This is a genomic window from Micromonospora sp. WMMD754, from assembly GCF_049315235.1.
Classification (GTDB): Bacteria; Actinomycetota; Actinomycetes; order Mycobacteriales; family Micromonosporaceae; genus Micromonospora; species Micromonospora sediminicola.
The window spans coordinates 4,736,434-4,760,614 of sequence record NZ_CP186058.1; the positions used below are offsets into that span (position 1 = coordinate 4,736,434).

General features: G+C 75.2%; 25 protein-coding genes. 13 read left to right on the top strand and 12 right to left on the bottom strand.

All coding sequences use genetic code 11. From position 1 onward, the window contains the following. Positions 1-70: 70 nt before the first annotated feature. Positions 71-718, bottom strand: coding sequence for a C39 family peptidase (locus ACN27B_RS22875; RefSeq protein WP_422741496.1), 648 nt, complete (start codon positions 716-718; stop codon positions 71-73). Positions 719-1,284: 566 nt separating this feature from the next. Between ACN27B_RS22875 and ACN27B_RS22880 the strand changes: the two genes are divergently transcribed. Then, positions 1,285-1,821 (top strand): GNAT family N-acetyltransferase, encoded by a 537-nt coding sequence (locus tag ACN27B_RS22880; protein WP_099161311.1) that lies wholly within the window; start codon positions 1,285-1,287, stop codon positions 1,819-1,821. A 28-nt stretch (positions 1,822-1,849) separates the two neighbouring features. On the opposite strand, the gene ACN27B_RS22885 is transcribed toward ACN27B_RS22880, so the two are convergent. Further along, positions 1,850-3,292, bottom strand: a complete 1,443-nt coding sequence (locus ACN27B_RS22885) for a M20/M25/M40 family metallo-hydrolase (protein ID WP_099161310.1) — start codon at positions 3,290-3,292, stop codon at positions 1,850-1,852. A gap of 100 nt (positions 3,293-3,392) precedes the next feature. Between ACN27B_RS22885 and ACN27B_RS22890 the strand changes: the two genes are divergently transcribed. Beyond that, positions 3,393-4,691, top strand: coding sequence for an NAD(P)/FAD-dependent oxidoreductase (locus tag ACN27B_RS22890; RefSeq protein WP_099161309.1), 1,299 nt, complete (start codon positions 3,393-3,395; stop codon positions 4,689-4,691). Positions 4,692-4,701: 10 nt separating this feature from the next. Here ACN27B_RS22890 and ACN27B_RS22895 read toward each other — a convergent pair whose 3' ends face one another. The 3 genes from ACN27B_RS22895 to ACN27B_RS22905 all read right to left on the bottom strand — a co-directional run bounded on the left by ACN27B_RS22895 (position 4,702) and on the right by ACN27B_RS22905 (position 7,707). Next, positions 4,702-5,811 (bottom strand): AI-2E family transporter, encoded by a 1,110-nt coding sequence (locus ACN27B_RS22895; RefSeq protein ID WP_099161308.1) that lies wholly within the window; start codon positions 5,809-5,811, stop codon positions 4,702-4,704. Positions 5,812-5,851: 40 nt separating this feature from the next. Further along, on the bottom strand, positions 5,852-6,637 hold the full coding sequence (locus ACN27B_RS22900) for a spermidine synthase (protein ID WP_172967798.1): 786 nt from the start codon (positions 6,635-6,637) through the stop codon (positions 5,852-5,854). 98 nt (positions 6,638-6,735) lie between these two features. Next, entirely contained in the window at positions 6,736-7,707 is a 972-nt protein-coding gene (locus ACN27B_RS22905; RefSeq protein WP_099161307.1) for a DUF2267 domain-containing protein, read from the bottom strand. Positions 7,708-7,890: 183 nt separating this feature from the next. On the opposite strand from ACN27B_RS22905, the gene ACN27B_RS22910 reads away from it, so the two are divergent. After that, entirely contained in the window at positions 7,891-8,202 is a 312-nt protein-coding gene (locus ACN27B_RS22910; RefSeq protein WP_091575449.1) for a hypothetical protein, read from the top strand. 70 nt (positions 8,203-8,272) lie between these two features. Here the strand turns inward: ACN27B_RS22910 and ACN27B_RS22915 are convergent, their stop codons facing one another. Both ACN27B_RS22915 and ACN27B_RS22920 read right to left on the bottom strand, forming a co-directional pair. Further along, the gene (locus ACN27B_RS22915) at positions 8,273-8,620 is read right to left on the bottom strand and encodes an STAS domain-containing protein (protein WP_396822145.1); all 348 of its coding nucleotides are present in this window, start codon (positions 8,618-8,620) and stop codon (positions 8,273-8,275) included. 43 nt (positions 8,621-8,663) lie between these two features. Beyond that, positions 8,664-9,008, bottom strand: coding sequence for an STAS domain-containing protein (locus tag ACN27B_RS22920; protein WP_099161305.1), 345 nt, complete (start codon positions 9,006-9,008; stop codon positions 8,664-8,666). Positions 9,009-9,267: 259 nt separating this feature from the next. Here ACN27B_RS22920 and ACN27B_RS22925 point away from each other — a divergent pair, with 259 nt between their 5' ends. The 5 genes from ACN27B_RS22925 (at position 9,268) to ACN27B_RS22945 (ending at position 13,599) form a co-directional block, all read left to right on the top strand. Next, positions 9,268-11,031, top strand: coding sequence for a PP2C family protein-serine/threonine phosphatase (locus ACN27B_RS22925; RefSeq protein WP_099161304.1), 1,764 nt, complete (start codon positions 9,268-9,270; stop codon positions 11,029-11,031). Further along, positions 11,028-12,077: a cobalamin B12-binding domain-containing protein gene (locus ACN27B_RS22930; RefSeq protein WP_422741497.1), complete on the top strand. Its 1,050-nt coding sequence runs from the start codon at positions 11,028-11,030 to the stop codon at positions 12,075-12,077. Before ACN27B_RS22925 ends, ACN27B_RS22930 begins: the two co-directional genes overlap by 4 nt. Before the next feature lie 76 nt (positions 12,078-12,153). Continuing rightward, positions 12,154-12,501, top strand: a complete 348-nt coding sequence (locus tag ACN27B_RS22935; protein ID WP_422741498.1) for an STAS domain-containing protein — start codon at positions 12,154-12,156, stop codon at positions 12,499-12,501. Between the two features lie 70 nt (positions 12,502-12,571). Then, positions 12,572-13,018 (top strand): response regulator, encoded by a 447-nt coding sequence (locus ACN27B_RS22940; protein ID WP_091575435.1) that lies wholly within the window; start codon positions 12,572-12,574, stop codon positions 13,016-13,018. 116 nt (positions 13,019-13,134) lie between these two features. After that, positions 13,135-13,599: an ATPase gene (locus ACN27B_RS22945; protein WP_091575433.1), complete on the top strand. Its 465-nt coding sequence runs from the start codon at positions 13,135-13,137 to the stop codon at positions 13,597-13,599. A 16-nt stretch (positions 13,600-13,615) separates the two neighbouring features. Here ACN27B_RS22945 and ACN27B_RS22950 read toward each other — a convergent pair whose 3' ends face one another. After that, complete coding sequence (locus ACN27B_RS22950) at positions 13,616-14,452, bottom strand: hypothetical protein (protein WP_422741499.1); 837 nt, start codon at positions 14,450-14,452, stop codon at positions 13,616-13,618. Between the two features lie 329 nt (positions 14,453-14,781). On the opposite strand from ACN27B_RS22950, the gene ACN27B_RS22955 reads away from it, so the two are divergent. Then, the gene (locus ACN27B_RS22955; RefSeq protein ID WP_396822152.1) at positions 14,782-15,732 is read left to right on the top strand and encodes an endonuclease/exonuclease/phosphatase family protein; all 951 of its coding nucleotides are present in this window, start codon (positions 14,782-14,784) and stop codon (positions 15,730-15,732) included. A gap of 4 nt (positions 15,733-15,736) precedes the next feature. Here ACN27B_RS22955 and ACN27B_RS22960 read toward each other — a convergent pair whose 3' ends face one another. Together ACN27B_RS22960 and ACN27B_RS22965 are read right to left on the bottom strand one after the other, a co-directional pair. After that, complete coding sequence (locus ACN27B_RS22960) at positions 15,737-16,165, bottom strand: OsmC family protein (protein ID WP_098745093.1); 429 nt, start codon at positions 16,163-16,165, stop codon at positions 15,737-15,739. Positions 16,166-16,241: 76 nt separating this feature from the next. Further along, positions 16,242-17,192 (bottom strand): serine/threonine-protein kinase, encoded by a 951-nt coding sequence (locus tag ACN27B_RS22965; protein WP_422741500.1) that lies wholly within the window; start codon positions 17,190-17,192, stop codon positions 16,242-16,244. 142 nt (positions 17,193-17,334) lie between these two features. Between ACN27B_RS22965 and ACN27B_RS22970 the strand changes: the two genes are divergently transcribed. After that, entirely contained in the window at positions 17,335-17,550 is a 216-nt protein-coding gene (locus tag ACN27B_RS22970; protein ID WP_245666451.1) for a hypothetical protein, read from the top strand. Between the two features lie 3 nt (positions 17,551-17,553). On the opposite strand, the gene ACN27B_RS22975 is transcribed toward ACN27B_RS22970, so the two are convergent. Beyond that, the gene (locus tag ACN27B_RS22975) at positions 17,554-18,351 is read right to left on the bottom strand and encodes an alpha/beta fold hydrolase (protein WP_422741501.1); all 798 of its coding nucleotides are present in this window, start codon (positions 18,349-18,351) and stop codon (positions 17,554-17,556) included. Further along, positions 18,348-19,241 carry an SDR family oxidoreductase gene (locus tag ACN27B_RS22980; protein ID WP_422741502.1) on the bottom strand — a complete coding sequence of 298 codons (894 nt, stop codon included), beginning with the start codon at positions 19,239-19,241 and terminating at the stop codon, positions 18,348-18,350. The genes ACN27B_RS22975 and ACN27B_RS22980 overlap by 4 nt, the downstream gene beginning before the upstream one ends. Positions 19,242-19,380: 139 nt before the next feature. Here ACN27B_RS22980 and ACN27B_RS22985 point away from each other — a divergent pair, with 139 nt between their 5' ends. From ACN27B_RS22985 to ACN27B_RS22995, 3 genes are read left to right on the top strand one after another with little or no spacing between them, the layout of a single operon-like run. Then, positions 19,381-20,121, top strand: a complete 741-nt coding sequence (locus tag ACN27B_RS22985) for a response regulator transcription factor (RefSeq protein ID WP_422746042.1) — start codon at positions 19,381-19,383, stop codon at positions 20,119-20,121. After that, positions 20,099-21,631 (top strand): HAMP domain-containing sensor histidine kinase, encoded by a 1,533-nt coding sequence (locus ACN27B_RS22990; RefSeq protein ID WP_422741503.1) that lies wholly within the window; start codon positions 20,099-20,101, stop codon positions 21,629-21,631. Before ACN27B_RS22985 ends, ACN27B_RS22990 begins: the two co-directional genes overlap by 23 nt. A gap of 45 nt (positions 21,632-21,676) precedes the next feature. Beyond that, the gene (locus tag ACN27B_RS22995) at positions 21,677-24,181 is read left to right on the top strand and encodes an ArnT family glycosyltransferase (protein ID WP_422741504.1); all 2,505 of its coding nucleotides are present in this window, start codon (positions 21,677-21,679) and stop codon (positions 24,179-24,181) included.

The window sequence follows — 24,181 nt, forward strand, 5'->3', positions numbered from 1 at the left end:
CAGGCAGCCGTTGGATACGCGAAAGGGCCCGGCCCCGTGGTGGGGTCGGGCCCTTTGCTGTGTTGGTGGGTCAGCTGGTGCTGTAGCCGCGGGTGGCGATCCAGTCGGCGAGGTTGTCGATGCTCATCCGGTAGGTGGCGGTGTTGGGGTTGGCGCTGTCGGCGATGGTGACGGTGGTGCCGTTGTCGCGGTAGCCGATGACGCTGATGTAGTGGCCGCCTTCGAAGGAGTGGGTGGTGCCGTCGGTGTCGGTGGCGGTGCCGGCGATGTTGGCGACGATGGCGCGGCCGTCGTCGATGGTGCGCACGATGTCGGTGCGCAGGGTGTCGGTCTGCTTGTCGTCGGCCTTACGGTCCTTGATTTCGACGGAGCGGTAGGGCTTGCCGGTTTCCTTGTTCAGGACGGGGGTGATGTCGTTGATGCTGTTGGTGCCGGCTTCGGTGGTGCCCATTTCGCGGGCCATGGCGTCGACGTCGATGTTCTTGCCCAGGACGCTGATGGCGTTGCGGGCGGCGGCGGGGCCGCAGTAGTAGAAGTTGGGCTGGGCTTCGTAGCGCACGTCGAGTTCCCGCTCACCGTGTCCGCTCTTGGCGGCCATGGTGGTGGTCTTCTCGGCCGGGCTGGCGTGGGCGGCGATCGCGGGGCCGGCGATGCCACCGGCGGTCGCGGCGATACCGGCAGCGGTCAGGACGGTCTTGCGCAGCAGGGTGGTAGCCATGATGGTGCCTCCCAAGGGGGGGTTGGGGGGACACGGCACGGGGGTGCCGTGCGAAGAGGGGAAAGTCTGAAGGGGGGCCTGCGCGGCGGCCGGGGGCGGCCTGCACGGGCGGCTCAGGGGTATGTAACCACCGGCCGGGGGCCGGTCATTCCGACCGGGCCTGGCCTGCCGACGCGATGGTCGGGGGCGGCACGCGGTCTACCCGGTACAACGCCCGGCCCCCGGCACCGATTCCACGCTGACGGTGGCGCCGACCACCACCGAACCGGACAACCAGGCCGAGCCTTCGCGGCCCGCCCCCGCAGCGCCGCTGGGTAACCGGACATCACGCACCGAACCTCCGCCCCCTTTGTCAAACCGGGTGACCGCGGAGGCTGCGGCGTGTCGAGGGTTCTCGAGATCTTGGTAGGAAACGGCCCCTATGGGGGCGCTTTCGTACCAAGATCTCAACCGCGTCCCGGAGGGCGGAACGGTGATCCTGGGTTGCGGGAGGGGGTGGCATCGGGGGGGGGGGGGGGGGGCGGCCGGTGACCCCGGGCGACCGGTGGGGGAGGCGGTGGCCGAGAGTGGGCACCGTGAGATACCTGCGCAGCGACGGGCGCGTCGCGATCCGCCGTCCCCGCCCCGGTGACGAGACGGAGTTCGTCGCCGCCGCCCGGCGCAGCCGGGACCTGCACCACCCGTGGTTGTCGGCGCCGGACGACGCCGAGCGGTACGCGGCGTACCTGCGCAAGATCAGGGGGCGGGGCAGCGACGGGTTCCTGTTCTGCGACCGGGCCACCGGGGAGATCGCCGGGTACGCGACCATCAGCGGCATCGTGCTCGGCGCGCTGCGCGGGGGCTACCTCGGCTACGCCGCCTTCCGCCCGTACGCGGGCACCGGCCACGCCACGGCCGGGGTGCGGCTGGTGATCGCCCACGCGTTCGGCCCGCTCGGACTGCACCGGCTGGAGGCCAACATCCAGCCCGGCAACGAGCCGTCGAAGCGGCTGGCCCGCCGGCTGGGCTTCCGGCTGGAGGGCTTCTCCCCGGACTACCTGTTCATCGACGGCGCCTGGCGGGACCACGAACGCTGGGCGATCACCGCCCCGGCGCCGGGCTGAGCCACCCGGCGCCGGCGGCGGCGCGGGGTCAGCTGCCCGGCTTCGGGAACGCCACCGGGCTGCGGTGGCCGGCCCGGTCGACCGCCCGCACACCGAAGAACACGTTGTCCTTGGACAGGTCCACCGTCATCTCGGTGACGTCGCCGACCGGCAGCACCCTCTGCCACTCGGCGGCGGTGGTCTCCCGCCACACCACCTCGTAGCCGGCCAGGTCCGGCTCCGGTCCGCGCTGCCAGCGCAGCGTGGTGTCGTTGGTCAGGTTCGTGGTCACCACGACCACGCCCTTCGGTGTGCCCGGCGCCTGGGCCAGCGACCACAGCGTCGCGGCGTTCACCCGGGCCACCCGGGTGATGTAGTCGAAGTCGCAGAACTCGGGCAGGTCGCCGTACTGCACCCCGTCGACCACCCGGACGTCCTGGTGCTGGTGGGCGAAGTCCTCGGCGGGCTCGGTGAACCGGCCGGCGGGCCAACCCTCGCGCAGGAACGAGATGTGGTCGCTGCCGCGTAGGTAGCGGTCCCGCCGGTAGACCACCCGGATCCCCATCCCGGTGGCGGCGTTGTCCGCCACGTCGCTGACGAACCGGGCCAACTGCCGCGACGGGGAGTCGTTCTCGCCGCCGACGGACTGCCGCACACTCGCCTCGGCCGGGGTCTCGGCGGTCGGCACACCCTCGGCGAAGAGCCGCACGGTACGCGGGTCGCGGGTGCCGTCGTCGGCGGTGCTGCTGCCCACGATGTCGTTGCTGAACATGCCCTGCACGTCCACGCCCGCCGCCTTCAGCCGGCCGGCCAGGTACGCCGAGCCGTACAGCCCCTGCTCCTCGCCGGCCACGGCGGCGAGCACGACGGTGGCCTCGCTGCGCCGGGTGGCCAGCACCCGGGCCAGCTCCATGACCACGGCGACGCCGGACGCGTCGTCGTCGGCGCCCGGCGCGTCGCTGACCGCGTCCATCACGTCCGTGGCCCGGGAGTCGTAGTGACCCGTGATCACGTACACCCGCTCCGGCGTGACGTCGCCGCGCAGCGTCGCCACCACGTTGGTGATCGTGGTCGCGGTCGGGATCCGGGACGCCGGTTCCTGCACGTAGGACTGGAGTTCGACGGTCATCCGGCCGCCGGAGGCGGCGGCGTACCCGGACAGTTGGGCGTGGATCCAGTCGCGGGCGGCGCCGATGCCGCGTACCGGATCGGTCTGGCTGGAGAGGGTGTGCCGGGTGCCGAACGCGGCGAGCCGGCGGACGGTGGCCTCGATCCGGTGCCTGTCGATCTCGCGCAGCAGCGCGGTCAGCTCGCGGTCCGGGCGCTGCGGCCGGGTCGGACGGCCCGGGCCGGGCGGCGCTCCGGCGGCGGCCGCCGGAGCGGCGGTGAGCGGGGTGGCGACGGCGGCGGCGGTGGCCGCGGCGGAGGCGGTGAGGAAGGTACGCCGGCTCGACCTCGTGGGTCGACCCCCGGCGGTCTGGTGGTTTCCCATCAGGGCATCCTCGCGCCGATCACGACAATTGTCCATATCGTTGTTCGTGGATGGATCGTCGCCACGTTTGTCGCAGGTCTGCCCGGGAACGGCAGCAGACATGACGAAACCACGTGTGGTGATCGTGGGGGCCGGGTTCGCCGGGTACCACGCGGCCAAGACGTTGCGCCGACTGGCCCGCGACCGGGCCGAGATCGTCCTGCTGAACACGACCGACTACTTCCTCTACCTGCCGCTGCTGCCCGAGGTCGCGGCCGGCGTGGTCGAGCCGACCCGGATCTCCGTGCCGCTGGCCGGCACGCTCGACGGCGTCCGGGTGGTGGTCGGCGAGGCCGACCGGGTGGACCTGCAGAACCGCTGGGTCGGCTACCGCTCCGCCGAGGGCGACCACGGCCAGCTCGCGTACGACCGGCTGATCCTCTCCGTGGGCAGCGTCAACAAGCTGCTGCCCATCCCCGGGGTCACCGAGTACGCGCACGGCTTCCGCGGCCTGCCCGAGGCGCTCTACCTGCACGACCACGTGGTCCGGCAGGTCGAGCTGGCCGAGCTGACCGACGACCCGGCCGAGCAGCGCGCCCGCACCACGTTCGTCGTGGTCGGCGCCGGCTACACCGGCACCGAGGTCGCCGCGCACGGACAGCTGTTCACCGACCGGCTGCTGGCCCAGCGCCCGCACCTGAAGGTCCGCCCGCGCTGGATGCTGCTGGACGTCGCACCTCGCGTGCTGCCCGAGCTGGACCGGCGGATGTCCGTCACCGCCGACCGGGTGCTGCGCAAGCGCGGCGTGGACGTGCGGATGGGCACCTCGGTCGCCGAGGCCACCCCGGACGGGGTGATGCTCACCGACGGCGAGTACGTCCCGACCTGCAGCCTCATCTGGTGCGTCGGCGTACGCCCCGACCCGTTCGTGGCCGAGCTGGGCCTGCGTACCGAGAAGGGCCGGTTGGTGGTGGACGAGTACCTCAACGTCCCCGGCTACCCGGAGGTGTTCGCCTGCGGCGACGCCGCCGCCGTACCCGACCCGACCCGGCCCGGGCAGGTGTGCGCGATGACCGCGCAGCACGCCCAGCGGCAGGGCAAGCTGGCCGCGCACAACATCGCCGCCTCGTACGGGCAGGGCGCCCGCAAGTCCTACAAGCACCACGACCTGGGCTGGGTGGTGGACCTGGGCGGCAGGGACGCGGCCGCGAACCCGCTGCACGTGCCGCTGTCCGGGCTGCCGGCCAAGGCGGTCACCCGCGGGTACCACCTGCTGGCGATGCCGGGCAACCGTCCCCGGGTCGCCGCGGACTGGGCGCTCGACGCGACGCTGCCCCGGCCCGCCGTGCAGCTCGGCCTGGTGCCGGCCAACGCGGTGCCGCTGGAGAGCGAGTCGCCCGAACTGGTCCGGCGGCGCTGACCGCCCCGCCTCACCCACCGGCCGGCGGCCGGTCCCGCGTACCGGGACCCGGTGCGCCGGCCGGTCCGCCCCCGGCGGCCGGCACGGGCAGGGCCTGCCGTCCGGCCGGGACGAACTCCCGCAGCAGCACCTGGACGACACCGGCCGCCGGGATCGCCAGCAGCGCCCCGACCAGACCGGCCAGCTCGGCGGCGAGCAGGAGGCTGACCAGCACGGTCAACGGGTTCAGCCGGACCGCGCGGGCCATGATGACCGGTTGCAGCAGGTGGTTCTCCACCTGCTGGTAGACCACGAAGAACACCAGCACGACCACGCCGGCGGTGGGGGAGTGCAGGAACCCCGCGCCGGCCGCGACGATCGCGCCCAGCGTCGCCCCGACCAGCGGGATCAGGTCGACCACGGCGACCACCAGGGCGATCACCGCGGCGAACGGCACGCCGAGGAGGAAGAGCACGACGAAGGTCAGACCCCCGCAGATCACGCTGATCAGCAGGTTGCCGCTCAGGTAGCCGGTGACGATCCGGGACGAGTCGCGGCCGATGCGCCGCAACCGCTCCGCCGCTCCGTCGCCGACCAGGCGCAGCGTCGCCGCCACGATCTTCGGGGCCTCCAGCACCATCAGGTACGCCAGCACCACGACCGTGACCACGGCGGCGACGGCCTGGGCCACGCCCCGGACCAGGCCGACCGTCGGCTCGCCGAGCCGGTCGCCGTAGCGGCGCAGCTGCTCCGGTTCGGCGTACCGGAGCAGGTGGAGACGCTCCAGCAGCCGGCCGACCGGCCCCCGCCCGGCCTGGGCCTCGCGCACCAGGTCCGGCGCCCGGTCGGCGAACCGGCCCACCTCGTCCACCAGCGGCACCACGATCAGCGTGCCCAGCGCGGCGAGCAGCACGAACGTGGCCAGGAACACGAGCAGCGTGGCCACGGCCCGGCGGCGTACCCGGCGCTGGAGTCGATCCACCAGCGGCTTGAGCGCGACCGCGAGGAACGCCGCGACCAGACCCCAGACGAGCACCCGACGGGTGGCCCAGACCAGTCCCAGCCCGACCACGGTGGCGAGCACCAGGCCGATCACGATCAGCGTCCGGCGGGCGGTGGAGCGGTCGTCGGCGGCGCTCATCCGGCGCGGCTACCCGCCGTGCCGGTGGGAAAACCCCCGCTCAGCGCGGGTGGGCGTCGGTGACCGGCAGCGCGCCGTCGGCGAACGCGTCCAGCGTCGCCCCGTGCAGCATCGTGCCCGGCACCGGGTCGCCGGCGACCCGGGCGGCGAGGCGGCGCACCGGCAGCCGGTCCGGGCGCAGCGCGCCGGCCAGCACCACGTTGCCGTAGCGGCGGCCCCGCAGCATCCGCCGGTCGGTGAGCAGGCACACGTCGGCGAAGACCGCGCGCAGCGTGGCCACCTGCGCCCGGGTGTGCGCCAGCGGCGGCAGGTCGGTCAGGTTCACCAGATAGAGGCCGTCCGGGCGGAGCACCCGGGCCACCTCGGCGACGAACTCGACGGCCGCCACGTGCGGCGGCATGACCGCGGCCCGGTAGACGTCGGCCACCACCACGTCGTACGCCCCGGCGGGCGCGTCACCGACCGCGTCCCGGGCGTCGCCGAGCGCGACGACCACTTCCGGCGGCACCCGGGGCAGCTTCCGGCGGACCAGGTCGACCACGCCGGGATCGCGCTCGACCACCCGCTGCGGCGAGCCCGGGCGGGTGGCGGCCAGCCAGCGCGGCAGCGTGAGCGCGCCGCCGCCCAGGTGCAGGACTCGAAGCGGCCGACCGGACGGTGCGGCCAGGTCGATCACGGCGGCGATCCGCCGCACGTACTCGAAATGCAGGTGCCGCGCGTCCGCCACGTCCACGTAGGACTGCTCGACCCCGTCGGCGAGCAGCGTACGGCCGGTGGGCCGGGCCGGGTCCACGACGATCTCCAGGGTCTCGGCGTCGCGTTCCACGGCGGGACACGGTACCGGGCGGCGGCCCGGCCCGGGCGGACGGGTGCCCAGCGGGGCCCCCGCCGCCACCGCTGGTGGCGGGGGCCCCTCCTCGCACCTCAGCCGGCGGCCATCCCGGCGCCGGCCTCGTCGACCGCGTCGTCGACCCGGTGGGCCAGGTCCACGTCCGCGGCCGTCACGCCGTCGACCTGCTGGGTCCGGACCGTGAGCACGGCGCTGTCCGGGTCGGGCCGGCCGATCTGCGGACCACGCCCGACCTCGACCTTGAGCTGGTCCAGCCGGTCGAGGACCCGGTCCAGGTTGCCACCGGGCAACTCGATCGTGCGGACCAGGGACCGCTGGTCGCTGGACCAGTAGGGCAGCGAGGCGAGCGCGTCCCGCAGCTCCGGCTCGGTCAGCGGGGCGGTGGCGGACGACGCCCCCACCAGACCGCCGCCGTAGTCAGCCGGCGCGAGCAGGTCACGCAACCCGTCCGGTACGCGCAGCGACTCGACCAGCTCGGCATCGGCGTCGGAGATCGCCGCCAGGGTCGCCTCCGCCTGGTACCGCGCCTGCTCCGGGGTGAGCCGGCTGCGCCGTCCCACCTCGGCCAGGAAGCCCGGCAGGTCCTGGCGCCGCTCGATGCCGTCCACCGGCACCACGTCGTGCAGCTTCACCGGCACCGCCGCGAGCAACCGCTCCCGTTCGGCCTCGCCGAGCGCCCACGCCAGCGCGAGCACGGTGGCCTCGGCGGCGATCTTCGCCTCGGCGAAGTCCACCCCGGCCCGGCGGCTCACGTCGTCGACGAGATCCCGGTACCCGAGCGACGGCGCTCGTGGCGGCTGCGGGTCCGGCAGCGGGCGGGGACGTTCCGCCACCCCGACCGGCGGGGGCGCGGGTCCGCCGCGCGTGCTGTCCGGCTTGTGCCGGCCGGCCGGCGGTGGGCCGGACCGGTCGTGCTGGTCCAGCGAGGTGACCTGCTTGGACGCGCTCAGGCTGGCGCCGGTCTGGCTCGCGCTGCGGCCCTGTTCCCGGGCCTGCCGGGCCAGGGCCCGACGGCGCTGGTTGTCGCCCTCCATCTGCTTGCGCATCGTCGCACCTCGTTCCTGGTCGGTTGCGCTTGCGCCGGTGGCCTTCCCGGCGCTGCCGGGAAGCTAACGGGCGCCGACCGCCGGGCCGCTTCACTCGCTGCGGGTGAGGAGCACTCACCCGGTGCTGCCGCACGATCGCTGTGGACCGGACAACTTCCGACGCACGCGGAAGGGCAGGTCGTCATGAAGCGGATCGTGGAGATCGTCCCCGCTCGTCCCGGCTGGTACGCCCGCTGGCGGATCGGCCCGGACCTGACCCGGTGCTACCCGGTGACCCTCTGGGCCCTGCTGGAGAGCAACGACGGCAGCGGCCGCGAGGTGGTCGGCGTCGACTGCGTCGGGCAGTGGCCCGGCGCGGACGACGACGAGGCCGGGGACTTCGTCCGTTACCTGTTCCAGACGCCCGATTCCGGTGCGCCGGAGGACGTCGAGCCTCCGGTCATGGGGGAGTCACGCGAGAGCGGGCCGCGCCTGCAGGCCACGCCCGCCGCCTGAGCCATCCTCCCGGCCCCCGGCCCCTGGTCCCAGGGTCGGGGGCCACCCCTCCCCGCCGGACCGGTCGCGCTCAGCCCGCCTCGCGGGCGTCGCGGACCGACGCGCGGGGCGGAGCGGCCAGCAGCTCGGCCAGGCCGGTGCGGTCCAGCAGCTGCCGGACCTGCGGGTTCACGTGGAGCAGGCGAACCGCGCCGGTGCCGGCTCGGTGGATCACCACCAGCGCGCTCAGGCCGGAGGAGTCGCACAGCACCACGCCGGCGAAGTCGAGCTCCAGCTCCTGGTGGCCGTCGCGGCGCAGCTCGGCGGCGGCCTCGACGAGCTCGGGCGCGGTGTCGAAGTCCAGCTCGCCGGCGAGCCGCAGCCGGGCGGTCCCGGCGTCGAGCCGGTCCACCTCGATGGTCAACAGCTGAGCGGGCACGGCTCCATGTTCCCAGTTCGGGGTGGGCGGGAAACCCGCGGGGTCACGCCGAGGCGGTCGAGCCGGACGCCGGCTGCCCCGGACGGCCGTCGGCCGGCGGGCGTTGCAGCAGGCCGGTGACCCCGGTCATGTCGAGGATCGTCGCCAGGAAGCGGGGGACCGCGCGCAGTTCGATGGCGGTGCCCGCGTGCTGCCCCTCGCGCCAGGCGTGCACGATCACGGAGAGGCCGGTGCTGTCCAGGAAGAGCAGGTCGCCGAAGTCCAGCACGAGGGCCCGGGGACGCTCGGCGAGCAGCCGGTCGACCTCGGCCCGCAGCGGCGCCGCAGTGGCGTACGCCAGGTCACCGCCGACGCGGACGACCGGGACGGACGGGTCGGAACGGTCCACGGAGATGCTCAGCGGTGTCGCCTCGGGCTTTCTCCGGTGAGGAACCACATCACGCCTTTCCGCAGGCTGCCGGTCGGGCAGAAACATTCGGATCGTAACAACCCCGCAACCGGCCCGCTCGGCGCCGCGTCCGCCCGGCCGGGCCACGGCGTCAGGTGGCGGTTCCGGCATGCCGGCGTAGGGTGGGGCGAGGAGATTTGACCACAGGGACCCGTTTCCGTGTCCCGCGGGTGTCGACGAGGAGAGTGGGGCTCAGCTGGTGACTGCTGCCGACGTCAGGGGTTCCGACCCGGGCGACGGACGGATCTCCACGTCGAGTGCCGCACGGCCCCCGGCGTGGTCCGCCGCCGCTCCGGACACGGCCGCCCTGCCGCCGCTGTCGCCCGACCGTGGCCTCACCGTCCCGGACTGGTCCGAGGTGGTGGAACACTTCCGCGAGGGCCTCGTCGTCTGTGCCGCCGACGGGGTGGTCCGGCACGTCAGCCCGGTCGCGGAGCGCCTCGTCCCCGAGGCCGTGCCCGGCGAGGTGCTGGCCGCCACCGGCGTGGCGGCGCTGGGCGGCGACGTCCCCGCCGAGATCACCCACCACGGGCGTCGGCTGCGACTGCGTCCCGTCGCGCTCTCCCACGCCCGGCGCTGCTGGTACGTCGAGGACGTCACCGAGAGTGTCAGCCGGGCCGACGCGTTGCTCGCCGAGCGGGCCCGTTCGTCGTTCCTCGCCGTGGTCGGCGAGAAGCTCGGCAACCCGCTGCACCCCGACCGCGCCGCGGCCGCCGTGGTGCGGCTGGCCGTGCCGACGCTGGCCGACGCGGCGGTGCTGGTGCTGGCGCCTCGGTCCGGTCGGGCCCGCTGGTGGCGAGCGGTGCGCGTCGACGAGGAAGCCACCCCCGCGGTGGACAGCGGCGTGCTGCCGGCGCCGGCCCTGCCCGCGGCGATCGAGGCCGGTCTCGCCGGCACCGAGCCGCACGCGCTGGACTGGCTGGTCGAGCAGGCCGCCGAGGCGGGTTGGCTGCCCGGCCTCGACGTGCCCGGCGCCAGTGCGCGGGTGGTGCCCCTGCCGGGTCGGGAGGCTCCGGCCGGTGTCCTGCTGGTGGCCCGCCGGGCCAGCCGCTGGTACGACGACGCCGACGTCGACCTGGTGCGCGCGTTCGCGGCCCGGGCCGGCGCGGCGCTGACCACGGCCATGCTCTACCGCGACCAGGCCGAGGTCGCCGACACGTTGCAGGCCAGCCTGCTGCCGGTCGAGCCGGCGGCGGCCGCCGGCGTGCAGTGGGGCACCGCCTACCGGCCGGCGCAGGCCGGTCTGCGCATCGGCGGGGACTTCTACGGCTCGCACCGGCTGGCCGACGGCGGCTCGGTCTTCTTCCTCGGCGACGTGTCCGGCAAGGGCGTGGAGGCGGCGGTGTTCACCGGCCAGCTCCGCCAGTGCCTGCAGGCGTTGCACCGGGTCGAGACGCAGCCGGGTCGGTTGCTGAAGCTGCTCAACGACGCGTTGTTGGAGACCACCCAGGCGCACGGGCAGGGCCGTTTCGCCACCATGGTGCTCGGTGTGGCCCGCCCGCACCGCGACGGCGGCCTGACCCTGACGTTGGCCGGCGGCGGGCACCTGCCGCCGCTGGTGCTGCGGGAGTCCGGCGAGGTCGAGGTGGTGCCGTTGAGCGGCATGCTGATCGGCGTGGTGCCGGACCCGCGGATCGGCGAGGTCACCGTGCACCTGGCGCCCGGCGAGACCTGCCTGCTCTACAGCGACGGGGTGACCGAGGCGCGGGGCGGGCGACGCGGCGACGACCAGTTCGGCGCCGAGCGGCTGGTCCACGCGGTGACCGGATGCCACCGGATGCCCGCGCCGGCGCTGGCCGAGCGGGTCGAGCAGGTGACCTGCGACTGGCTGGCCCACGGCGACCACGACGACATCGCGGTGCTCGCGCTGCGGGCGACCGGTCCGACCGGCCGCGCGTCCCGCCACCTGCACTCGGTGCCGGGTCCGACCGAAGCCGACCGAGCGAGGGAGCCCTCCGCGTGACCGCGACGACCGCCGCCGACCCGGCACAGGCCTTTCCCGGCTATCTGGAGTGCCTGGCCGAGGCCGAGGAGCAGGCCGCCGTGGCGGTGGCCCGGGGCCTGCTCGAGGCGGGTGTGCCGGCCGAGCGGGTGCTGCTCGATCTGGTGGCCCCGGCCCAGGCCGAGGTGGGGGAGCGCTGGGCGCGCAACGAGTGGAGCGTCGCCCAGGAGCACGCCGCCACCCACATCAGCGAGCGGGTGGTGGCCGCGGTGGCCACGTACGCCGATCCCCGCCCGACCCGCGGCCGGATCGTGATGGCCTGCATGGACGGTGAGTGGCACGCGCTGCCGGCCCGGTTGGTGGCCGAGGTGCTGCGGTTGCGCGGCTGGCAGGTGGTGTTCCTCGGGGCCAGCGTGCCGGCCGCACATCTGGTCTCCTACCTGCACCGCTACGACGCCGAGGCGGTGGCTCTGGCCTGCGCGCTGCCGATGCGGCTGCCGCACGCCCACCGGATGATCGAGGCGTGCCGTCGCGCCGACGTGCCGGTGGTGGTGGGCGGTCGCGGCTTCGGCGCGGACGGTCGCTGGGCCCGGTCGCTCGGCGTGGCCTGGGCGCCGGACGCCCCGGCCGCCGCCGACCTGGTCGCCGACGACCGGGCGCTGCGGGCGGTGCCGGCCGCACGGCTGGACCACCTCGCCGACGACGAGTACGCCAGCCTGGTCAAGCGGCGCGGTGAGCTGATCGACAGCGCCCTGGCCGACCTGCGGGAGCGGGTGCCGGCGGTGGCCGACTACACGCCGGCGCAGCTCGACTCCACCGTCGGGGACCTCGGTTACATCGTCGACTTCCTGGCCGCCGCGCTCTACGTCGACGACGGCACCCTGTTCGGCGAGTTCGTCGAGTGGCTGGTGACGATCCTGGTCAGCCGGGGTGTGCCCGCCGCCGCCGTGGGTCTCACCCTGGACCACTATGGACACGAGCTGCGCGACTTCCCCCGGGCGGCCGGCTTCCTGGAGCGGGGGCGTGCCCTGGTCGGCGGGCTCTCGACCACGGGCGCGGGGCGCTGATCGGCGCGCGGCCGCATCACCCGTATACTTGCTGCACTGCAAGGGTTCGCCTGCGGTAGGAGCGAGAGGGGCCACGGTGACGTTCACCGTCACGTACGCCCAGCGGGACGAGGGCGGCGCTCGCCTCCGGCTCGCCGGTGAGCTCGACCTGAGCACGGCCCCGGAGCTGAACACCGCGATCGACCGGCTGGTCGCCGAGGGCCGTCGTGAACTGCTGGTGGACCTCAGCGAGCTGACGTTCTGCGACTCGACCGGCATCGCGGCCTTCGTCCGGGGGGACAACCTCGTCGCCGCCGACGGCGGCTGGCTGCGCCTCACCGGGGCCTCCGGCCGGGTGGCCCGGGTGCTCCAGGTGACCGGCGTGGCCGAGGTGCTGCGCCACGACCTCGAGCCCGCCGACCCGACGGCGTCGGCCGGCTCCTGATCGGATAGATTTCCCCGCCAGCGGCCGGCCCCGCGGTCGGCCCCCTCCCCGAGACGAAGCAGGTAGCGCCATGGGTCAGCCCCGCCCGAATCCCGTCCGCATCCTGGTGGTCGACGACGACCCGGGCGACGTCCTGATGATTGAGGAGGCGCTGGAGGAGTCCGACGTCGAGAAGGTCATCGACGTGGTCGCGGACGGTCAGGAGGCGATGGAGTTCCTCCGGTGCGAGGGCCGCCACGTCGAGGCGCAGCGGCCGGACGTCATCCTGCTCGACCTGAACATGCCCCGGATGGACGGGCGGCAGGTGCTCGGCGAGGTCAAGCGGGACGAGAACCTGCGCACCATCCCGATCGTGGTGCTGACCACCTCCAACGCCGACACCGACGTGGTCAGCAGCTACACCCTCCAGGCCAACGCGTACGTGACGAAGCCGATCGACCTGGACGACTTCAACGACGTGGTGCGCCGGATCGACGAGTTCTTCGGCCGGGTGGTCGTGCTCCCCAAGCACCAGTAGCGGCCGCGAAGTCCGGGCGTCCGGATGCTGAACATTTTCCGCGAACCGCCTCCGGGCTCGCCCGCGGCGCAGGATCGTGCAGGTGGGACGCACGGCGGCTGCCCGGGGGGCGACAGATGAGGTTCTCGGTGGTGGAGAGCGGCTACGACCGACGCCAGGTGGACGCCTGCCTGGACGAGCTGGCCCTGCGGCTGGGGCGACTGGCGGCCCGCACGGAGGGTGTCGCCGGGGTCGGCCGGGAGTGGGACCAGATCCGGCTGGACGCGCTGCACCTCGGTGAGTTCCTCCGGCGGCGGACCGTGCCCGACGGCGCGGCGACGCCCGGCCCGACCGCCGTCGAGCGGGAGGCCGCCGATCTGCTGGCCCGCGCCCGCGCCGAGCTGGAGGACGCTCGCCAGGAGGCCCGCCGGGTGCGGGAGGAGGCGTACGCCGAGGCCGTGCGGGCGCGCCGCGAGTTCGAGGCCGCGTTGCTGGCCCGCCGCCGCCGTGCGGCGCGGATCGAGGAGATCCTCACCGGTGACCGGGTCCCCGCCGACACCCCCACCGCCGCCGCCGGCGTGCCCGGGCGGTCCCCCGCCTGACGCCGGGTGTCGACGCTCAGACCAGCGCCGCCACCACCGTGGCGGCCCGCTGCTCGTGCTTGGCGTACGCGTCGGGGAAGGCGGAGACCTGCACGGCCTGGGCCGCGGCGGTCACGCTCATCTCCTCCCAGCCGGGGACCTCGGCCAGGGCGGTGAAGAAGGCCCGGGCGGCGTACGCGGGTCGCATGATCTCGGCGACGGTGCCCCAGCCACTGCTCGGCCGCTGCTGGAACAGCCCGATCGAGTCGTGGTCGGAGCCGCTGCCCTGGTGGGGGTGGTCGAAGGATTCGGGCAGCACGTCGCTGGCCAGGTTGTAGAGGTCGCTCTCCTGCATCGCGGTGGCCACCGCCACCACCAGCGCGCGGCGGGGCAGCCTCATCTCCCGCCCGACGTCCACGATCGCCTTCGCGTTGTCCATCTGTCGCTGGTCCAGCCCGGCGACCGGGCGGGGGTGCTTGGGGCGGACCACCTTCTTCGGGGCCTTCTTCCGCGTCGGCGTCGGGCTGGGCGAGGCGGAGGGCGCCGGCGGCACGGGTGCGGCGACCGGCGGTACGGCGCGGGTGAAGTCACGGGAGGCCCGCTGCTCGGTGGCGGCCCGGTCGGCGAGCGCCTCGCGTACCTCCACGTGGGGCCGGCCGGTCTCGCCGACTCCGGCCACGCCGATCAGCCCGAGGCAGCAGGTCACGCCGGTGGCCACCGCGATCCGGCCGGGCACGGACCGGGTCGGGGCGCGCCGGGCCGGCTCGGGGGCGCGGTGCCGCCCCACCCGCCGTTCGGCTGATGCCGGGTCGATCGTTCGGCGAACCGGGCGCGGCGCGGGCAGCTGCTGATGATCGGGGTGGTCGGGGTGCACCCGCCGAGGCTAGAAAGCTTCTGGTCCCTTGCCATCGGGCCGGTTGGTGGCATGCGCCACAATTTGCCATGATCCGCCCCGGCATTGCCGTCGAGCGATTATGAAAGGTCCAGACCTCGTGTCTCCGAAAGATCGCTCATGTCGGTTTCGCGGGGAAGAATCGGGCGCACGGCCCTCCGCCCCACCCCAGCCGCGGCCGTCCACCGTTCGGCCCACGGCGGGCCGGTCGCCCGGCGCCGGCCGGACGCCGATCCACCGAGGCCGGACCGCGCCGACGAGTACCGCGATCGGCCGCCCCGCCCACGCGGGCGCTCGATACGATCCGGACGGTGACGGAGCAGATGGTCGACGCGCGGGCCGCGGGCGAGCCCGCCGGCAGTCGGGGCCGGCGAGGGCTCGTCCTCGTGGCCTGCGCCGTGCTGCTCGCGCTGCTCCTCGTGGGGCACCGCGCCGTGCCCAACGTCAACGGGCTGGGCAGCCTGGTCGACAGCGCCACCCCGCTGCTCGGACTCGGCGTACCCCTGCTCGCGCTCGCGGCGCTGCTGCGCCGCTCCCGCCGGGCGCTGATCGCGGTCCTGCTGCCGGCGGTGGTCTGGGCCGGGCTCTACGGGCGGGCGTGGCTGCCCCCGACGGCCGAGGCCGACGGTGCGGCGGTGCGGGTGGCCAGCCAGAACCTGCGCGCCGGCAACCCCGACCCGGCGGCCACCGCCGGCGCGCTGGCCGGTGCGGCGCCGGACCTGATCGGCCTGCAGGAGGTCGCCGACGGCGAGCGGGTGGCCTCGGCCCTGGCCGAGCGGTACCCGCACCGGGCGGCTGTGTCCACGGTCGCGTTGTGGAGCCGCTGGCCGATCCGGGAGGCCCACGGCGTGGACACCGGGCTGGGCTGGGACCGGGCGTTGCGCGCCGTGGTGGCCGCCCCGCAGGGGGACCTCGTGGTGTACGTCGTGCACCTGGGCTCGGCCCGGGCCGGGCACACCGCCACCCGCGACGAGACGGTGGCCGCGCTGGCCGCCACCGTCCGCGCCGACCCGGCCGACCGGCTGGTCGTGCTCGGCGACCTGAATACCGCCACCACCGACCGGGTCTTCGACCCGCTGACCCGGTTGCTCGGCGACGCGCAGGCCGAGGCCGGGCAGGGTTTCGGTTTCACCTGGCCGGCGGAGCTGCCGGTGACCCGCCCGGACCACGTCCTCTACCGCGGGCTCACCCCGACCACGGCCGGGGTGGTACGCACCCCGGACAGCGACCACCGCGCGGTGACCGCCGGCTTCCGCTGGTGACCGGTCAGTGCCGGCCGTTCTCCGCCGGCGTGACCGTGAGCCGGTGCCGGCTCGGGTCGCCACTGGAGAACGGCCAGAGCCGATCGGCGTGCGCGACCAGGTCGGCCAGCTGCTCCCGGGTCAGCCCCGCCGAGGAGATCTCGGCGTGCACGTCGGCCCGGTAGCGCCCGTCGTCGTCCCGGCCCAGCTTCGCCTCGGCGGTCACCTGCACGGTGTGCGCCTCGTCGGTGATCTCACCGGCCGCCTCCACCGCGGCGTGGTGCAGGCAGGAGGCGAACGCGGCGGCCAGGAGCTGCTCCGGCGTCAGGCCGGTGCAGTGCGGCGCCAGCGGGGACGCCAGGGCGGAGGAGAGACCGCCGTCGTCGGTGCGTACGTGACCGCCCGCCGCGGTCGCCGTGGCCGTCTCGGCCAGCCAGGAACTCGGATCCGGCATCGCGTTCCTCCCGTCACTCATCGGCCCGGGTTCCCGGCCCCCGACCGGCGAAACCGGGCCCGCGCCGGCAGTACGCTCAGCCCACCCGACCACTCGTGGCCGCGTCGACGGCCATCGCCTCGGTCGCCTCGGCGGCCGCCCGGCTGTTCCACGGCGACACCTGCGCGGCACGCTGCCTCGGCAGCGTCACGGTCATCGGCACGTAGACCCGGGCGTCCACCGCCTCGGCCAGCAACAGCGCGGCCATCGCGCTGGTCGGCCGGGCGGCCGGGTCCGCGTCGAGGCAGCTGCGGCACAGCTCCGCCACCTCCGGCGGCAGGCCCGGGATCTCCGGCAGCGGCTGCGGTGGCCGCCGTCGCCGCCGCGAGCCGAGCAGCTGCGTGGTGCTTCCGGCGTCGTAGGGCAGCCGACCGGTCAGGCAGTAGTAGAGCAGCACGCCGAGCGCGTACATGTCGGCGGCCGGGGTGGCCGGCTGCCGGTCGAGCTGCTCCGGGGCCAGGTACGCCGGGGTGCCCACGACGACCCCCTCCGGGGTGTGGTCGGGCGCTCCGGCCGGGGTGGCGATGCCGAAGTCGAGCACCTTCACCCCGTACGGGGTGAGGATCACGTTCGCCGGCTTCACGTCGCGGTGCACGATGCCGTGCCCGTGCGCGGCGGCGAGCGCTGCGCTCACCTCGGCGCAGACCCGCACCGCGATCCGCCAGTCCAACGGGCCGTTGCGCAGGTGGGCGGCGAGCGTCTCGCCCTCGGCCAGCTCCATCACGATGTACGGCACCGGCCGCCCGTCCGGCAGCTCGGCGGTGCCGAAGTCGTGCACGCTGGCGACGTTCGGGTGCACCAGCCGCGCCGCCGAGCGGGCCTCGGACCGGATCCGCTGCACCGCGCCGACGTCCCCGTCCAGGCTGGGCGAGATCAGCTTCACCGCGACGGTCCGGTCGAGCACACGGTCGTGGGCCCGCCAGACCTCCGACATGCCTCCCAGGCCGGCCCGCTGTTCGAGCTCGTACCGCCCGCCCAGCGTCCTCATCGACCACTCCCTGTCTCGTCCGGTCCCCTCCGGTCCCGCTACCCGGGCCCCGACCTGTGCAAACCGCCGGGGGTTCCGGTCCGGCCGGGGTAGCTTCGCGGCGAGGGTGTCGACAGCGGAACGGAGAGTGACGGTGGCTTCGGTGCGCGTACGGTTCGTCGGCGGCCCGGCCGACGACCTGGTCCGGGACCTGCCCGCGGAGCCGGACGGCACGCCGCCGCCCCGGTGGATCCTGCGCCACCCGGACCGACCGGCCGACGGCGTGGCCGACCATCTCTACGAGCGCGGCAACCGGGCCGGCCCGGAGGGCTGGACGATGCGCTACGTGCGCACCGACCCGTTCGGCGCGACCGAGTGACGCTCAGACCGGGCGGACGCCGGTCGTGTCGAGGATGACCGAGGTGACCAGGTCCGGGTCGTCGTGCATCGGCACGTGCCCGCAGCCGGGCAGGTCCAGGTGCCGGGCGGCGGGCAGCCGGGTGCGGGCCAGCGCCGCCTGGCGGTAGGGCAGGATCCGGTCCCGGGTGCCCCAGGCCACCGTCACCGGCACGGTGGGGGCGCCGGCGAACGCGTACCCCCGGCCCGCGCGGGCCACCGCGCGGAACGCCCGCGCCTGCCGCAGCGCGCGGGCGTCGGCCAGCGCCACGTCCAATGCCATCCGGTTCGGCCGGGCCAGGATCATGCCCATCGCCAGCGCGCGCAGCGCCGGCGCGGCGAACAGGTGGCGCAGCACCGGTTCGGGCAGCCGCGCCGCGTTGCGGTGCAGGGTGAGCACGGTGAGGGCCCACCGCAGCTCGCGCGGGGTGCAGAAGCCGGCCGGCGACAGCGCGGTGGCCGACGAGACCGCGCCGGCGGCGGCCAGTTCCAGGGCGAGCGCCCCGCCGAGGCTGTTGCCGGCCACGTGCGGTCGCTCCAGGCCGAGCGCGGCGAACAGCTCGACCATCCCGGCGACCAGCCCGGGCATGTCGGCGGGCAGGCCGGTGGTCGGCACCGGGGAGCGACCGAAGCCGGGCAGGTCGACGGCGATCACGTCGTGCGTCTCGGCGAGACGGTCCAGCACCGGCAGCCAGGCGCCCCAGTGGTGACCGATGCCGTGCAGCAGCACCAGCGCCGGCCCGGCGCCGCGCCGCTCGAACACCACCTCCACCGGCGCGCTCACCGGCCGGCCTCCGGCGTGCTCGCGCCGAAACCCCGGCCCAGAGCCCGGGTCTGCTCCTCGATCAGCGGGACGGTGACCCGTGCGGTCCGCCCGACCAGTCGGTCGGCCAGCGGGCTGACCAGCAGCGACCGCACCGCCTGCACGGCGCCCACGGCGCGTGGCACGTACACCCGGCGGCGGCGTCGTTCGATCGCCCGGACGAACGCCTCGGCGCACTCGGCGACCGTGGTGGTCCGCCGCATCGGCCAGGGCAGTTTCGCCAGCGCGCTCTCGAACGCCGGCAGGTCCGCCCGTGCCTCCCGGACCAGGTCGGTGTCCACCCAGGACGGGTGTGCCGTGCCGACCGCCACGCCGCGGTGCGCCAGCTCCAGCCGGATCGCGGTGCCGAAGTGCTCGACGCCGGCCTTGGAGGCGCAGTAGGCGGCCATGCCGGGAAGCGCGGCGAACGCCGCGGCCGAGGAGACGATCAGCAGGTAGCCGCCGCGGTCGATCAGCGCCGGCACGGTCGCCGCCGCCGTCCGCATGACACCGACCAGGTTCACCTCGACGGTACGCACCAGCGCCTCGACGTCGCCGACCGCGATCGTGCCCCGGTTGGCGACGCCCGCGTTGGCCACCACCGCGTCGATCCCGCCGAGCGCGGCCACCGTGCCGTCGACCGCCTCGGTGAGCGCCGCCTGGTCGGTGACGTCGGCGGCGAACCAGACGTGTCCGGGCCCCAGCTCGGCGGCGAGCGCGGCCAGCCGCTCTGGCTCCAGCCCGACCAGGGACAGTCGGGCGCCCCGGGCGGCGGCGAGCCGGGCGGTGTGCTCGCCGATGCCCCGGGCCGCGCCGGTCACCAGCACCACCTTGCCGGCCAGCGGGCCGGCGGGACGACCGTCGATGGACATGCCGGCAAGTTACCACCGGGTAGCCTGCCGGGGAAGGCCGACCGTTCCGCCCGGTTCCCCCCGCGCGCCCCGCACAGCTGGTACACAGGATCGGGACAGCCCCGGTACAGCGGGTGCGCCCACGATGGGGAGCATGGTCATGAACGGGCAGGCCGCCGAGGGTCGGATCGAGCTGCGCCGACCGGACGGCGAGCCGGTGCGGGTGCTGGTGGTCGACGACGAGCCCACCCTCACCGACCTGCTCTCCATGGCCCTGCGCTACGAGGGCTGGCAGGTCACCACCGCCGGCAGCGGGATGGCGGCGGTCACCGCGGCCCGGCAGTTCCGGCCGGACGCCGTGGTGCTCGACGTGATGCTGCCCGACCTCGACGGCTTCCAGGTGCTACGCCGGCTGCGCGAGCAGTCGCCCAGCGTGCCGGTGCTCTTCCTGACCGCCCGCGACGCGGTGGAGGAGCGGATCGCCGGGCTCACCGTCGGCGGCGACGACTACGTGACCAAGCCGTTCAGCCTGGAGGAGGTGATCGCCCGGCTGCGCGCCCTGCTGCGCCGCTCCGGGTTCGCGGTCGCCGCCCGGGAGGAGGCGGTGCTCACCGTCGGCGACCTCAGCCTCGACGAGGACAGCCACGAGGTGCGCCGGGGCGACGACCTGATCACGCTCACCGCGACCGAGTTCGAGCTGCTGCGCTACCTGATGCGTAACCCGCGCCGGGTGCTCAGCAAGGCGCAGATCCTCGACCGGGTCTGGAACTACGACTTCGGCGGCCAGGCCAACGTGGTCGAGCTGTACATCTCGTACCTGCGCAAGAAGATCGACGCCGGCCGGGCGCCCATGATCCACACGTTGCGCGGGGCCGGCTATGTCCTCAGACCCGCGGAGTGACCGGGGCGGACGGCTGCGCCGGCGGCTGGCCGGCTGGTCGCTGCGCCGGCGGCTGGTGCTCTCGGTGGTGGCGCTGCTGGCCCTGGTCAGCGTCGGCATCGGCGGCCTGACCACGGTCGCCCTGCGGCACTTCCTGGTCGGCCAGATCGACAACCAGCTCACCTTCGGCGACCGCCGGCCGGACGACCTGGAACGCTGGGTCGGCCGCCCCGACCCGTACCGGTCGGACCCGTCCGGACGCCGGCTGCCGTTCGGCCCGGAGGGGGCGCCGCCGCCGCCGGGTGGCTTCCCGCCGGGCTCGATCGCGGTGCGGGTGCCGGCGTCCGGCGACCCCGCCGGGCAGGTCCGGCTCGAGAGCGGCGGCGCCGAGGCGGTGTCCGCCGCCGACCTGGCCGCGCTCGCCCCGCTGCGCCCCGCCGCCCGTCCCCGCACCGTCGACGTCGGCGAGCGGGGAGACTACCGGGCGATCGCGGTGAACTCCCCGCGCGGCGACGGCGACGTGCTGGTCCTGGCCATCCCGCTGGCCCCGGTCCGGGACACCGTCATGTGGATGGTGGTGGCGCAGGCCGGGGTGATCGGCGCCGGGCTGGTCATCGCCGGCGGCCTCGGCGCGCTCATCGTCCGGGGCACGCTGCGCCCGCTGAACCGGGTCGCCGCCACCGCCGCCCGGGTCACCGAGCTGCCGCTGGACCGGGGCGAGGTGGCCCTGTCGGTGCGGGTGCCGGCCGCCGACACCGACCCCCGCACCGAGGTCGGGCAGGTGGGCGGCGCGCTCAACCGGATGCTCGGCCACGTCGCCGCCGCGCTCGCCGCCCGGCAGGCCAGCGAGACGCGGGTACGCCAGTTCGTCGCCGACGCCAGCCACGAGCTGCGCACGCCGCTCGCCGCCATCCGGGGCTACGCCGAGGTGGCCCGACGCGGACGGCAGGAGGTGCCGCCCGACGTGGCGCACGCGTTGCGCCGGGTCGAGTCGGAGAGCACCCGGATGACCAGCCTCGTCGACGACCTGCTGCTGCTCGCCCGGCTGGACTCGGGCCGTCCGCTCGGCGCCGAGCCGGTCGACCTCACCGCCATGGCGGTGAACGCGGTCAGCGACGCGCACGTGGCCGGCCCGGAGCACCGGTGGCAGCTCGACCTGCCCGACGAGCCGTTGACCGTCACCGGCGACGCCCACCGGCTGCACCAGGTGCTGGCGAACCTGCTCGCCAACGCCCGGGTGCACACCCCGCCCGGCACCACCGTCACCACCCGCCTCGCCCCGGTCCCGGACGGGGTGGAGCTGCGCGTGGTCGACGACGGGCCGGGCATCCCGCAGGAGCTGCAACCGGAGGTCTTCGAGCGGTTCGCCCGCGGCGACGGCTCCCGCTCGCGGGCCCACGGCAGCACCGGGCTGGGCCTGGCCATCGTCGCCGCCGTGGTGGAGGCCCACCACGGGCGGGTCGAGGTGGACAGCCACCCCGGCCGCACCGCCTTCACCGTCCGGCTGCCGGGATCCACAGCCGACGCATAGGCCGCTCACGGGGGCGGGTCAGCGCGCTCTCCGAGGCTTGCCGGCATGGACAGATCCGAGAGCCTGCTGACCGCGCAGACCGCCGGCCCGCCCGCGACCGAGACCGCCGGCCCGCCCGCGACCGGGCCGGCCGCCGCGCCCGTACCCCAGTCGAGCCCGACCCCGGCGGACCCGCCGGCCGGTCCGCCCGGTCGCGACCCGCGCTGGGCCCGCCCGGCACTGCTCGGCCTGCTGGCCGCGACCGGGCTGCTCTACCTGTGGGGCCTGGGCGCGTCCGGCTGGGGCAACGCGTTCTACTCGGCCGCGGTGCAGGCCGGCTCGCAGAGCTGGGAGGCGTTCTTCTACGGCTCCTCGGACGCGGCCAACTCGATCACCGTGGACAAGACCCCGGCGTCACTGTGGCTGATGGCGCTCTCCGTGCGGCTGTTCGGGCTGAGCAGCTGGTCGATCCTGGTGCCGCAGGCGCTGCTCGGCGTCGCCTCGGTCGGCGTGCTGTACGCCACCGTCCGCCGCTGGTACGGCCCGGCGGCCGGTCTGCTCGCCGGCGCGGTGCTCGCGCTCACCCCGGTGGCCACGCTGATGTTCCGGTTCAACAACCCGGACGCGCTGCTGGTGTTCCTGCTGGTCGCCGCCGCGTACGCGACGGTGCGGGCGGTGGAGACGGCGAGCGCCCGGTGGCTCGCGCTGACCGGGACGCTCGTCGGTCTCGGCTTCCTGACCAAGATGCTCCAGGCGTTCCTGGTGATCCCGGTCTTCGCCGGGGTCTACCTGCTGGCCGCGCCGACCGGGCCCGGCCGGCGGATCCGCCACCTGCTGCTGGCCGGGCTGGCCGTGGTGGTCTCCGCCGGCTGGTGGGTGGCGATCGTGGAGCTGGTGCCGGCGAGCGCCCGTCCGTACATCGGTGGTTCGCAGCACAACAGCATCCTGGAGCTGACGCTCGGCTACAACGGACTGGGCCGGATCACCGGTGACGAGGTGGGCAGCGTCGGTGGGGGAGGGCGGCCGGGCGGCGGGGGCGGCGGACCGTTCTCCGGCCAGGCGGGCCTGCTGCGGATGTTCGACACCGAGGTCGGCGGGCAGATCTCCTGGCTGCTCCCGGCCGCGCTGATCCTGCTGGTCGCCGGCCTGTGGCTGGCCGGGCGCGCGCCGCGTACCGACCGGACCCGGGCCGGCCTGCTGCTCTGGGGCGGCTGGCTGCTGGTCACCGGGCTGATCTTCAGCTTCATGTCCGGGATCTTCCACGCCTACTACACCGTCGCCCTCGCCCCGGCGATCGGCGGGATCGTCGGCATCGGCGTCACCCTGCTGTGGCGGGCCGCCCGAACCGCCCCGGCGGGTGTCGCGCCGACCGGCCCGGTTCCCCCGGCGGGCGTGGCGCCGACCGGCCCGGTTCCGTCGGCGGGCGTCACGCCGGCGGACGGCGGCTCGGCCCCAACGGGACCCGTGCGGTGGCGTCGACCGACGGCCGCGTTCGCGGGCCGGTGGCGCGGTCCGGTCGCCACGTTGGTGCTGTCCGGCACGCTGGCGGTCACCACCTGGTGGTCGTGGCACCTGCTCGGGCGCAGCCCCGAGTGGTACCCCTGGCTGCGCACCACCGTGCTGGTCACCGGCCTGGCCGTGGCGGCCCTCCTTCTCCTGCTCTCCCTCCTCCCGCGCACCACCCCCGCCCCCGTGACCAAGGAGTTGGCGTCGGGCGGCGGGGCCGGAGCCGACGCGAACTCCTTGGTCACCCCGGCCTGGCGCGGGCGGCGCGCGGGACGGTGGCTCGGCGCTGTGGTGGTGGGGGTCGGGCTGGCGGTGGGGTTGGCCGGGCCGGCGGCGTACGCGCTGCAGACGGCGGCCACCCCGCACACCGGTGCGATCCCGAGTGCCGGGCCGTTCGTGGCGGGCGGCTTCGGGCCCGGCGGTCGGGGCGGCTTCCCCGGTGGGCGGATGCCGGGCGGAGGCAGCGGAGAGTTCCCGGGCTTCCCGGGCGGCGGCAACGGCCAGTTCCCGGGCTTCCCGGGCGGCGGCGGCACCGGCGCGTTCCCCGGCCTCCCGGGCGGCCAGGACGGCGGGTCGAACGGGACGGGCGCCGTCCCGGGTTTCCCGGGCGGCGGCCAACCGCCGGCCATGCCGGGCGGTCAGAACGGCGGCACCGGCCCGGACGGTGGGAGCCGGGGGCAGCGCGGCGGCGGCATGGGTGGGCTGCTCGACGCCCGCGAGCCCAGCGCCGAGATGACGGCGCTGCTGACCGCCGAGGCGGACGACTACACCTGGGTGGCCGCCACGATCGGCTCGAACAACGCCTCCGGCTACCAGCTCGCCACCGGTGAACCGGTGATGCCGATCGGCGGCTTCAACGGCAGCGACCCGTCGCCGACGCTGGCCCAGTTCCAGCGGTACGTCGCCGACGGACGCGTCCACTACTTCATCGGCGGCGGCGGGTTCCGGGCCGACGGCGGCAGCGACGCCTCGGGCCAGATCGCCGCCTGGGTCGCGCAGACCTTCACCGCCACCACCGTCGACGGCGTGACCGTCTACGACCTGAGCAGCGGAAGGCAGGGCTGA